This is a genomic window from Zoogloea sp. LCSB751, assembly GCF_002028455.1.
Classification (GTDB): domain Bacteria; phylum Pseudomonadota; class Gammaproteobacteria; order Burkholderiales; family Rhodocyclaceae; genus Zoogloea.
The window spans coordinates 1-12,297 of sequence record NZ_MWUM01000021.1 but is presented as its reverse complement, the minus strand read 5'-3'; the positions used below and the strand labels follow the sequence as shown (position 1 = coordinate 12,297).

The 12,297-nt window shown below is 63.3% G+C and carries 9 protein-coding genes; 7 read left to right on the top strand and 2 right to left on the bottom strand.

Translation table 11 applies throughout. The features are described 5' to 3' along the window. The first annotated feature begins 3 nt into the window (after window positions 1-3). From B4920_RS19385 to B4920_RS19375, 3 genes are read left to right on the top strand one after another with little or no spacing between them, the layout of a single operon-like run. Window positions 4-612, top strand: a complete 609-nt coding sequence (locus tag B4920_RS19385; protein WP_079436331.1) for a methyl-accepting chemotaxis protein — start codon at window positions 4-6, stop codon at window positions 610-612. A 27-nt stretch (window positions 613-639) separates the two neighbouring features. Next, window positions 640-1,407, top strand: coding sequence for an MBL fold metallo-hydrolase (locus tag B4920_RS19380; protein WP_079436330.1), 768 nt, complete (start codon window positions 640-642; stop codon window positions 1,405-1,407). A gap of 49 nt (window positions 1,408-1,456) precedes the next feature. Next, entirely contained in the window at window positions 1,457-3,178 is a 1,722-nt protein-coding gene (locus tag B4920_RS19375; protein WP_079436329.1) for a bifunctional diguanylate cyclase/phosphodiesterase, read from the top strand. A 49-nt stretch (window positions 3,179-3,227) separates the two neighbouring features. On the opposite strand, the gene B4920_RS19370 is transcribed toward B4920_RS19375, so the two are convergent. Beyond that, window positions 3,228-4,652: a cytochrome P450 gene (locus tag B4920_RS19370; RefSeq protein WP_079436403.1), complete on the bottom strand. Its 1,425-nt coding sequence runs from the start codon at window positions 4,650-4,652 to the stop codon at window positions 3,228-3,230. Between the two features lie 86 nt (window positions 4,653-4,738). Between B4920_RS19370 and B4920_RS19365 the strand changes: the two genes are divergently transcribed. From B4920_RS19365 to B4920_RS19350, 4 genes are all read left to right on the top strand, one after another. Continuing rightward, window positions 4,739-5,671, top strand: coding sequence for a helix-turn-helix domain-containing protein (locus tag B4920_RS19365; protein WP_079436328.1), 933 nt, complete (start codon window positions 4,739-4,741; stop codon window positions 5,669-5,671). A gap of 458 nt (window positions 5,672-6,129) precedes the next feature. Then, entirely contained in the window at window positions 6,130-8,994 is a 2,865-nt protein-coding gene (locus tag B4920_RS19360; protein ID WP_161493344.1) for a TonB-dependent receptor, read from the top strand. Window positions 8,995-9,321: 327 nt separating this feature from the next. After that, window positions 9,322-9,831, top strand: coding sequence for a PEP-CTERM sorting domain-containing protein (locus tag B4920_RS19355; protein ID WP_079436326.1), 510 nt, complete (start codon window positions 9,322-9,324; stop codon window positions 9,829-9,831). 723 nt (window positions 9,832-10,554) lie between these two features. Further along, the gene (locus B4920_RS19350; RefSeq protein WP_139379565.1) at window positions 10,555-10,758 is read left to right on the top strand and encodes a hypothetical protein; all 204 of its coding nucleotides are present in this window, start codon (window positions 10,555-10,557) and stop codon (window positions 10,756-10,758) included. A gap of 473 nt (window positions 10,759-11,231) precedes the next feature. Here the strand turns inward: B4920_RS19350 and B4920_RS19340 are convergent, their stop codons facing one another. Next, window positions 11,232-12,044: a PEP-CTERM sorting domain-containing protein gene (locus B4920_RS19340; protein ID WP_079436323.1), complete on the bottom strand. Its 813-nt coding sequence runs from the start codon at window positions 12,042-12,044 to the stop codon at window positions 11,232-11,234. Between the last annotated feature and the right edge of the window lie 253 nt (window positions 12,045-12,297).

Below are 12,297 nucleotides of genomic sequence, written 5' to 3'. Positions count from 1 at the left end.
TCAATGGAACCTGTCCCTCCCCCCGCACACGCCGGCGGACGTCCCCTCCAACTGGTCGTCGAGATCAGCGCCGGCATCCGCCAGGTCACGGCTCTGTCCCGCCAGGTGAACCTGGTGGCCCTCAACGCCATGCTGGCCGCCAAGCAGGCTGGCAGCCAGGCCCGCGGCTTCGGCATCGTCTCCGGCGAACTGCGCCAGTTCAGCGGCCAGCTCGACCGGCAGATGCACGAGCTAGGCGACTTCATCGGTGACCTGGTGCATTCGGTCGCCGAATCCACCCGCATCAAGCTGCACGTAGCCCACCTCGACCAGGTCCCGCCCGACATCCAGCCGCGTCTGGCCGGCGCCGCGACCCGCATCGAAGCCCGCCAGGCGCGCATCGACAGCGATGGCAGCGAACGCTGGTTCGGCCTCGGCAACCGGCTCGACCATGCGCTGCGCCTGTGCAACACCGGCATCGCCCTGTCCCGGGCGGCCAAGATCGAGGCCGTCTATGGTCAGGCCCTGGCCGCCAGCCTGCGCCAGGTCGCCGACGAGATCGAAGACGCCATCCTCGCCATCCTGGGGACCATCAAGCAGTTGCGCCGGGCCCTTACCCAGCACGCCGGCTAGGCCATCCCCACACAGACAGGAACAACAATGAAAAAAACCACCCCCATCTTCCAGGATGGCGACCACCAGTGGATCGTTGTCGCCCGCGACCCGGCGCGCCCCGATTACCTGATCGACACCAACGAATACCTGATCGTCGACGGCCAGCGCGCACTGCTCACCGACCCGGGCGGCTCGGAGATCTTCTCGGCGGTCTTCTCGGCCCTCACCGCCGCCGTCGATCCGCGCCACATCGAAACCCTGTTCGCCTCCCATCAGGACCCGGACATCATCTCGTCGCTGGCCCTGTGGCTGGAGTTCAACCCGGACCTCAAATGCCACCTGAGCTGGCTGTGGTCCGAGTTCGTCCCCCATTTCGGCGGCAAGGGCGACACTTTCATCCACATCCCCGACGAGGGCTGTACGATCCGCCTCGGCCGCCTCAACCTGGAAGCCGTACCGGCCCACTATCTGCACTCGTCGGGCAACTTCCACCTGTACGACCGCAAAGCCCGCATCCTCTTCAGCGGCGACGTGGGTGCCGCCCGCCTGTCCGGCGACTACCCGTTGTTCGTGGAGGACTTCGATCGCCACATCCGCCAGGCCGAAGGCTTCCACCGCCGCTGGATGGGCTCCACCGAAGCCAAGCGCGACTGGTGCCAACGGGTCAGCCAGTTGCCGATCGACATGCTCTGTCCGCAACACGGCGCCATCTACCAGGGCGCCGACGTGATGCGCTTCATCAACTGGTTCGACGAGCTGCCGGTGGGGGGCGGCCTGCGCCGTGGGGTCAGCCACACGCAAGCCCAGGCGTGAGAAGATCGCCGACAATTCAAATCCGTACCTGCTCTGAGTAGGCAAGCCGATGCCCAAGGAGAACACCGTGCTGCAGATTCTGCTGGTCGAAGACTCGGACGACGATGCCGAGCTGTTGCGCCTGGCCTTGCTCGACAGCGCGATTTCGGCCCGCCTCACCCGCGTCGGCAACCGCGCCGGCCTGAGTGCCGCACTGCGCGAGGGGGGCTGGGACCTGGTCGTCTGCGACCACCACCTGCCCGATCTGGATGCCCTCATCGCCCTCGACATGATCGGTGAGGCCGGCGGCGGCGAACCCGCCATGCCGGTGATCGTCATGTCGGGCACGATGGAAACCGCCGAGGCCGTGGAGGCCATGCACCGGGGTGCCCGCGACTGCATGGCCAAACACGACCTGCCCAAGCTGCTGCCGGTGCTCGAACGGGAGATCGCCCACGCCCGGGCCCAGGCCGAGCTGCGCACGGCGCGGGCCACCCTGCAACAGCGCGCAGAACAGAATCCATTCACCGGCCTACCCAACCGGGCCCGCCTGGAACTGCACCTGCAAGCGCTGTTGAGCGGTCCCAGCAGCGTGGCCCTGCTGCTCATCGAAGCGGGGCGCCGCAGCCATGCGATCCGTGCGCTGCTGCCCGACGCCGGCCACAAATTGCAGCAGGAAATGGCCCGGCGCCTGGCCATGCAGGTCGGTCCGGAAGATTTCCTGGCCCACCTGGACGACGGCAGCTTTGCGCTGGCCCTGCCCCACTGCGACGGGGAGGCGGCGCTGGCCGCCATCGCCGAGCGCCTGAACCGCGCCCTGGAAGCCCCCTTCGAACTCGGCGACTACCGCATTGCGATCAGCAGCCGGATCGGGGCCTGTCCGCGCAGCACCGGCGAAGACGACGCCGAACACATGCTGCTCGCCGCCACCGCCGCCCTGCTGCAGGTCGAGGCACGCCGCGGCGGCACCTACCGGCTGTACACCCCGGACATGCACCAGGTCGGCAAACGCCGGCTGATCCTGGAAAGCGCGCTGCACCAGGCCCTGGCCCGCCAGGAGTTCGAACTCCATTACCAGCCCAAGGCCTCCATTTCGGACGGGCATATCGTCGGCGCCGAGGCACTGCTGCGCTGGCGGCACCCCACGCTGGGCCCGATCTCACCGCTGGAATTCGTCCCCATTCTGGAGGACACCGGCCTCATCGTAGACGTCGGGCGCTGGGTGATCGAGCAGGCCTGCCGGCAAATCTGCCGCTGGCGGGAGGATGGGCTGCCGCAGATCAACATCGCGGTAAACCTGTCCGCCAACCAGTTCCACGAGCGCGGTCTCACCGACATGATCCGGGACATCCTGGCCCAGACCGGGCTGCCGCCCGAACGCCTCGTGCTCGAAATCACCGAGCGGGTCGCCGTCAATGGGGAGATCGAGACGATCGCCGTGATGGACGCGCTGCGCCACCTGGGTGTGCGCATCGCCCTCGACGACTTCGGCGCCGACTATTCCTCCCTCGGCTACCTCAAACGTTTCCCGATCGACACCCTGAAGATCGACCGGATGTTCATCACCGATCTGGACGCCAGCGAGGCCGATCGCAACATCGTGCGCGCCATCGTCGCGATGGGCCACAGCCTGGGCCTGCGAGTCATTGCCGAAGGCATCGAAACGGAAGCACAGCGGTGCTTCCTGGCCGCCTGCGAATGCGACGTGATGCAGGGCTATCTGTACAGCCGCCCGCTGACGGCCGACGATTTCGCACGTTTTCTCGCCAGAGCCGAGTTGCAGCAGGCCTGAACAGTCGCCACAACCCGCTCGGCCGATGGCCGATGAGATCCGGCAGGCCCTAACACCCCGCCTCGACACGCCGGGAGATGCACAGCTGCAGGGGCTGAGCCGGCCGCAGGGACACGTTGAAGCGGGGCTGCGGCGCAGCCATGCCGTCGGGCACCGACAGCGCAAAACGCTGCAGGATCATCGCAGTCATCACCTTCATTTCGGTCAGCGCCAGATGCTGACCAAGGCACACCCGCGGGCCGGCGCCGAAGGGCAGATACGCCCCGCGGGGAAAATCCGCCGCAGCGGGGCCGAAGCGCTCCGGCTGGAAACGCAGCGGCTCCGGAAACCAGCGCGCATCGCGGTGCATCAGCAGCACCGGCAGCATGAACATCGTCCCCGCCGGGAAACGCCAGTCCCCCAGCGCAAGCGGCCGGGTCGAGCGCCGGCTGTTGAGCATCGGCGCCGTCGGGTAGAGGCGCAGCGTCTCCTGCACCGTCTGGGCCAGATAGGGCAGCTGCGGCAGATCGGCGGCGGATGGCGGCCGATCACCGAGGCCGAGCCGGACTTCCGCCGCAGCCTTCGTCTGGGCCTCCGGATGGGCCGCCATGCACCAGGCCCACCAGCTCAGCGTTGCGGCGGCGGTTTCATGTCCTGCAAGAAAAGTCGTCATGCACTCGTCGCGCACGGCTTGCAAGGGCCAGGCTTGTCCATCCTCCCGGTGCAAGCGCAGCAGACGCGCCAGCAGGTCGTCCGGCCAGGCATCTTCCGGCTGCGTCAAACGGGCGTGCACATGGCGCCCGATCAAACCGTTCAATGCCGCCAGCGCCTGCCGTTTGTCACGCTTCCAGGGCATCCAGTCGGGCCAGCTGGCCGGCCAGTAGAATTCGGCATTGGCCGCCGCGCTGACCGTGCGCACCGCCTGCTCGGCAATCCGCGCCTCGTCGCCGATCTCGCTGGAGAACAACATGCGCAGGATCACGTCCATCGTCAGCGATGTCAGCGCGCTCTCGATCGGCCACGCCCCAGCCGCCGGCCAGCGCTCCAGTGCCGCCGCCGTTGCGGCCGCAATGGTCGGCACGAAGGCCTCCACGGCCTTGCCCGAGAAGGCCGGCTGCAGCGCGTGGCGCTTGTCCTGCCAGGCCTGGCCCTCGGCGATGAACACGCTGTGCCCGTGGAGCTGGGCGAACACGCGCATGCCGCGCTCCCAGCGGATCAGCGCATCGTGGTGGGTCACCAGCAGTTCGCGCGTCAGCTGGGGATCGGTCACGACGATCTGATGCTCCGGCCAGATGCGCAGATGCATCACGTCGCCGAACTGTGCCTGCCAGGCGGACAGGTTGCCCAACAGATCGCGCGACATGCGCCGCAGCAGGCTCCACCCGGTGAGGCCAGTGGCGGGTCCGGGTGGCCAGGATCCCGGCGCGCCGGACAGCGGCGCCGGGGACGGAGAGCCCGCATGGAGCGGGCAACGGGAAGAGGTCGGTGTAGTCATGGCGGCCATTGTTGGCTCGGCCGTATGGCGCGTCTTGAACGCAAACGACATGTCCGCAGCGCCGCGGCTGCCTATACTGTGCGCCCATGTCATTGCCGCCGCCCCACTCCGCCAGCCCCCACCCGCTGACCCGCGCACCTCGGCTGCCTGTCGACGGCAAGGCACCGCGGTCCCGGCTGTATCCCGCCCCGCCGACCCTGCAGACGGCGGTCGTGGCGGTGCTGTGCCGCGACACCCGCGGCGTGGCGCTGAGCGATGCGCAGCGCCTGTCCCATTTCCCGGCCTCGCCATTGATCTCCCTGTCCTGGTTCCAGGAGATGGATGTCGGACTCGTCGAGCCGGATTCAGGCGGCGGCCGCTGGAAGCCCTTCGGCGCCGCGGTGGTCATCTCGGGCAGCCAGTCGCGTCCCTTGGTGAGCTGGGCGCCGAGCTGCGGGCGTGGCGGTCTGGTGTGCTTCACCCCCGATGTGGCGCAGGCCCTGTTCAGCCTGGACCTGGCCGCCGTCCATGATCGCTTCGTCCCCGCCGACGCGGTGCTGGACGCCTGCTGGCGCCCCTTCATCGACGCGCTGGCCCGGGCTCCGGACGATGCTGCCACGCTGGCCGTGCTGGAACGGCATCTGGCGCCGCGCTGGCAGGCCCTGCAGGGGCGCAGCTCAACTGCACCGTCACTGCGCCAGCTCGGCCGCCACTGGGTCGAGCGCCTCGCGCTGCAGGCCCGTGAATGGCGGCAAACCCACAGCCCACGCCAGGTCGAACGACGCATCAAGGCCTTCAGCGGACGCTCCCTGCGCGAATGGCAGGCCCTGGTGCGTACCGAGGGCATTTTCTTCGCGGCGCGGGAACGTTACGAAAGCGGGCGCCCCTTTGAATGGGCCGCCCTCGCCCAGGACGAAGGCTTTGCCGACCAAGCCCACATGAGCCGCGAATCGCGGCGCATCACCGGCTTCGCCCCCACCGAATTTGCCCGCCGCTTCATCGAGGACGAATCGTTCTGGATGTATCGCCTGTGGGTGTGACCCACCGGACCGCCGGCACGACCCGCAATTCCGCGTAATAGGCCGGACGCAAGCCGACGATTCGGACCGGGCCAATAAAGCCCCCAGGCTGGCGGGCAACAACGCAATTCAAATGGCCAGATAAGCCGGCCTTTATCAATAAAGGCCACCACCCACATTCAATATAAATTCATATCCATACGACAATCCCACGACTCCATATAGGTTCTTGAAAAACAAATAAACTCAAATCAAAAAATAACATCCGAGGGACATGTTGAATTTGAGATAGAGCCGATCTAATTTGTTTGATTCCGGGCAGAAACATTTGCTCCCAAATAAGCAAACAACCCATCCATTTTCATCCCAGCCCGCTTTCCGCCCGAAAAAAGCCATATTCGACACGGGGAAATAGCACCGGCATGCGTTTTGCCTATGGCCTTGCCTCATTCAACGCAAGCCAACAAGGGAGCACGTCCATGCATCGACCCCATCCTTTCGTTCCACACGACGCCATACGATTGCCGGCCGGGCGCCACATCCTTCCGTCTCCTGCACGGGCTGCGTTGCTGGCCGCGCTGGCGGCGTGGCCGGTGCTGCAAGCAGTGGCCGCGGATAGTCCGTCGGTCAGCGCCCTGCAGGCAGAAATCGCCCAGTTGCGTGCCGAGAACGCCACACTGAAGCAGAAGCTCGACGGCACCGCACCGGTGGCCGCCCCCACCACCGCAGCACCGGTGGCAGCAGAGCAACCCGAAGCGGCCCCCGCCGCAACGGGCCAGACCCTGGGCTCGGTGGTGATCTCATCCCGTCGCAAGACCCCGCTCGCTGAATTGCAGGACACGCCGAAATCGATCTCCGTCGTGTCCGGCGACGAACTGGAGAAGCAGCAGGTCAATAACTACCGGGACATCCTGAAGCGCATCGGCAACGTGAAATGGGGCGGCTCCAGCACCAACCCGACCACCACCGCGCTGAGCCTGCGCGGCCTGGGCTACCTCGGCACCGGCGGTGCGCTGAGCTTCGATGCCAGCGTGAACACCACCGTCGACGACGTGCCCTACATCCTGTCGAACATGGCCGTCTTCAACAGCTACTACGACCTGGAAACGGTAGACGTGGCACGCGGACCGCAGGGCACCACCGGTGGCTACAGCGCCAGCCTGGGCAAGATCACCTTCACCAGCAAGGCGCCGCGCTTCGTGCCCGAAGCCGAGGCTTCCATCACCTACGGCCAGCGCAGCACGCTGATCACCAAGGGCGTGCTCGGCGGCCCGATCGTCGACGACCTGCTGGCCTGGCGCGCCACCCTGTACCGGGAGCAATCCAACGGCACCGTCGATAACCTGTATTACAGCGCCCGCAACGGCGGCGGCAACGAAGTCAGCTACGGCAACATCGACCGCACTTTCGGCAAGCTGCAGTTCCTGCTCACCCCCAGCCGCGACTTCAGCGCCCGCCTGAGCGTAGACGTGACACCCAACAGCAAGGAATACGGCATCTCCTCCAATGGCGGCATCTACCCACGCGCCGTCCCGGCCTTCTACGACACCCTCGACGCCAGCGGCAAGCCGATCGCCGTCAATCAGGACCTCCAGGACACAGGCCGCCTGAGCCGGCGCTGGTTCACCCAGAGCAGCAGCTGGAACTACGCCAACAACTACCTCAACGAATCCAATCGCGCCGAGCATTACCCGATCGCCAACGACACCAAGGGCGCCTCGGCCGTGCTCAAGTGGAAGCTCAACGACTACACGCTGACCTCGATCACCGCCTGGCGCGACTACCACTTCGACTTCGGCAGCCCCAACTTCAGTAACCCGACGCCCTTCGACGTCCTGCGCGGCCCCTCCTCGGGCCTCGGCTACTTCCGCCAGAAGACCCAGGAGCTGCGCATCAACTCGCCGGTCGGCGGCCTGTTCGACTACCAGGCCGGGATCTTCCTCGCCGACGTCATCAAGTCGAGCGGTGGCGAAGGCCGCGGCACCAAGTTCGGCTCCGACGCCGGCGCCTACTACGCCAACGTAACCCAGTACCGGCGCCTTGATGCCGACGGTGCCGGCCGCTACCTGCTGGTCAACTCCCTCGACCGGCTGGGCTACAACTCCTACGCCGAGAAACACGACACCACCGCCGCACTGTACGGCAGCCTGAATTTCCACCCCACCGAACAGCTGACCATCAACACCGGCCTGCGCGCCTCCGCCGAGAAGCGCCGCAATGAGGTGAACTACAGCCAGATCTACGAGCAGGGCTTCGCCGCCGAGCTCAATCCGGTATCGGTCAGCAACCTGGCCCTCGGCGGCTTCAGCAGCAACGCCACCGGCGCCCTCAACAGCAACAACAATGCCGCCCAGCTGGCGCTGGCCAACTACGCGGCACAGAAGTATTTCGGCGCGGCCAGCTACGACGCGCTGAACCCCACCCAGCGCCAGCAGATCGCCGACGCCAAGGCCATCCGCGCCGCGCAGCTGACCGGCCTGTACGGCCAGACCGCGGCGGAGTCCGTCAGCAAAGTGCTGTACGCCGCCAACATCAGCCCGATCGTCAAGCTCAGCGACACCCAGACCGCCTATTTCTCGTGGCAGCACGGAGAAAAGGCCGGCATCTCGCAGATCGTCGGCACCACCGCCAGCGGCGGCACCTCGGTGCCGGTCAAGCCCGAACGCACCGACTCCTTCGAAGTCGGCCTGCGCTCGGCCCTGCTCGACCGCAGCCTGACCATCAACACCACGCTGTTCTACCAGAACACCCGCGACTACATCAGCAACCTTTACTTCTACGACGACGCCCGCACCCGCGCCAACAACGACGGCACCCTGTACTACACCAGCGGCGTCGGCAACGTGCCCAAGGTGCGCACCAAGGGCATCGAGGTGGACGTGGCCTACGCCGTGCGCGACACCAGCGTGCGCCTGTCCGGCGCCTACAACGACGCCCGCTACGTGGACTTCAAGTTCGCCGCCAAACCGCTGGAACTGGGCGGCACCAGCGTGCCCTACTACGACGTCAGCGGGCGGCGGGTCGCCGGCGTAGGCCCCTTCAGCTTCAACCTGTTCGCCGAGCACATCTGGCACGTGTTCGGTGACAAGCGCCTGTTCGCCAACTTCAACTACAACCGCACCAGCAGCTACCTCACCGACCCCTCCCTGTCGCGCTACAGCAAGGTGGACGGTTACGGCCTCACCGATGCGGCCGTTGGCATCCGCACGGCGGACAACAAGTTCGAGGTCAGCCTGCTGGCCAAGAACCTGTTCAACGTCGATTACGGCTACCAGCCAGTGTGGAACCTGTACATCCCGGGCACCGACCGCTGGCTTGGCGTCACCGTCAGCGGCAAGCTCTGATCCGCACCGGCACCAGCCTCCACAGAGCGGGATTGCCCGACGAAGAGCGGGTCGGGCAATCCCGCGAAAATACAAATAATGGCAAACGTGAAAAAAGCACGCACCCGCGCGCGAGCAGACCCAGGCCGCGTGAATTAGTCGACGGTGGCCCCCGAAAGCATCGGTCAGAATGGCTACAAGTAAGGCAACACAACGATGTCAGCCCGCAGCCGATGACCAGTTCATATCTTCAACATCTTTGACCGAAGACATGAACCGGACTGTTTCAAGCGCTGCAGATTGACGCACACCGTTCGACAAGCTGCTTAAATCGGGAAATTCAGAAAAATGAAGAAACTCACGCTGGCCCTCGCCACCATCGGTCTGTTCGCTGCCACCGCCGCCCAGGCCTCCATTGCAGATCTGAGCACCTGGACCACCAATGGCAATGCGTCGGCCACCGCCAACCAGGCCAACCTGACCGCCTACGGCGCCATCTCGAACAACGTATCGAACGTGACCTCGTTTGACTGGTTCTTCCAGGCCAACGACTACCTGCCCTTCAACGATTACAGCTGGTACCAGCTGGACGGCGGCGCCATCAATGTGCTGTCGGACATCAGCACCGTTGGCAACTACGGCAACTCCGGCTGGCACACCTTCAACTTCGGCACCGCCTTCACCGGCAACCTGACCTTTGGCGTCAATAACGGCCTGGACAACGGCTTGTCCAGCCAGCTGTACGTCAAGAACGTCACATCCACGTCGAAGGTGCCGGAGCCCGTCTCCCTGTCCCTCGTCGCCATGGGCCTCGCCGGCCTCGGCCTCAGCCGCCGCAAGGCCAAGCACGCCGCCTGATCCGGTTCGCCCGGCTCAAGACAGAGACCCGCTACGGCGGGTCTTGCCGTTTACCCCGGCCGATTCATCCAAGTGCCTATTCGACCGACAGCGCCGCAAGGCGCTGTTTCTCCGTCAGCGCCCTTGCCACTGAGATCGATCCGGTGCTCGGGCAAGCTGCCACCGATGGGCAATACGACGAAACCGAGGTAGTTCCACAGCCCTTGCATACCGGAATGCCCCCCAGAGCGCCTGAAGAATAACCAGCCCCGAACTTGCCAGACCATCTACTGCCGGCATGCCTTGGCCCCTCAGGAATCGATTATCCTTACACCATATTCGCCATTTAAATATGAATATCAAATATTCATATTTTCCCATCAGAATAAAGTCAATAGCATATTGACGTAGCTCTATTTCACGATGATGCCTCCAGGGCATTTTTCGTTGATAGCATCTATTGGGGTAGCAGTCTCGGTTTCCCTTTTGGTATTTTGAGCAACGAATACGATGATGGGGCGGCAATGGGTGGCACCCTAGGATCTTTAGCTGGCGCGTCTTGCGGAATGGATTGATCCATGGAAACCTATCTGAAAGATAACTGCCTGAACACTACGTGCGATAGCTGCTGGCAACTTGGGGCTGGAGAGCACAAATTAGACGGCCATTGCATTCGGTTCTGAAATCCTGAGCCGCGCAATAGGAATCACGGCAACACTTGGCATGCAAGCCTGGGAGAAAGAAATGAGCAAGAAGCAACTTTCTGCGTGGCGCGCGTCATGCATAGCGTTCTTTCTAACGGTGTGCATTATGTTTTACGAATCTGACGGAATGAGAAAAGGTGCGGACTTTACTGCAGAAACCGCCTTGATGGTGTTTCTCCTGACAGCGCTAATATCCCCAATTCTTTGGGTATTTATCAAAAACAACGCCTATTTTGATAAATAAAATGGCCTTGCTTGTTGGGTCAGCAGGTTGATGCAAAAAAACGGCACTCAGGATTAGGAGAAAACCCACTCTCCGGCCCATTCGGCTTTCGTTTTCCCATGAATCGGATGCATAGGGTTTGGTTCCCACGCATCCGACCCACCTTTCAAGTGCCTACCCGACCGACAGCGGCGGAAGGCGTTGCCGGCATCGCTATGGGTCACCGCCAACATCGCATGCAACTGCGCAAGGCGGGCCATGAACTGATCGGTGACGGCCAACGTCATTCGCACTGCCGGTCGATTCGTGCAGCGTGTCGGGCCAATCCACCATTGATCATGAAATCAGGGCGCTCCAAGAGCATGGCGAACAAGAGCGGCCGCAATGCGGCCGGTATCCTCCTGGATTCGTCGGGCTTCCAAACCCGGTTGCCACTGTTCAGGCGACGGCGGGATGCGGGGACGGCGTGGAAAGGGGGAAACTCTAAGGCAAGTTTAGCCCATGCGGGCATTGCGACGCATACCCAGAACGCTCAATCCCACTAACGACAATATAAGTGTGGCGGGCTCCGGGACCGCCGAGACTGCATTCGGGTACGCAGCACCAGAAGCCGCATCGATTAGGAAGCCATTTGTGGTTGAGATGCCAAAATGAGCGGAGTGCGCATAATCGAGGGTTTGGTCCGTATCGGCACCAACCGACAATATGCTCGCAATGTACCAAGTCTCACCTGCCGCGATAGAAAAAGAGCCGGTAAAGAGCAAGTCGTAATTTCCTGGCGAATCGAGATTCGCGAATCCGAGCAATGCAGCGCCGGGGCCCAACAAACGCAAATTACTGGCATTGGCTGGTACTTCGATCCAAGACAACAATGTTGAAACGCTGTTGTACGACTGATAACGGATCAGATCGTATTCACCCCCACCCAAGCCCCCCGCCCCCGTCCCTCGAAGGTTGTTACCGGTCAGAACAACGCTGTAATTTACGTTAACCGTGGGGCCCGCGCTGCCATTATACGAAAAGCTGTCATACCAAACGGAATTGGCTCCGACTGCCCCAGGACCCGCGGCTTGTGCGTAAGCACGATTGACGCCAAAGCCAGTTGAAGCATACGAATTCAATGAGCCACTGGTGTATGACACGGTTGAACTATCAGAGACTGAACTCTGTACACCAGAACCTGTCACAACATTCGAATAAAGCTCTGACATTGGTATTGCCACCGCATAACCGATGGTTGGCGCGGCTACAAGTCCAGTCGCAACCGAAGTACAGTTAATCAGTAAACGCATCAAACTGGGCTTCATCAAATTTCTCCTGTTGTATAACGACTACCCCTCGTTACTTCCTGCAAAAGGTGCGCGAGTACAACGTACGAATTTTCTCGTGAAGTTCCTGCGGCGGTACCCCCTGCGCCAGAATAGTTGCCGCCTCGATAGAATCCTAAAGAACTCGGGGGCGATGATGAGAGAACGACGTGGCGCGATACGGACAGGAATTCAAGGATAGAGCGGTGGCGCGATTGCTGCCGCCGGAGAGCGCGACGGTGGAGGCCGTCGC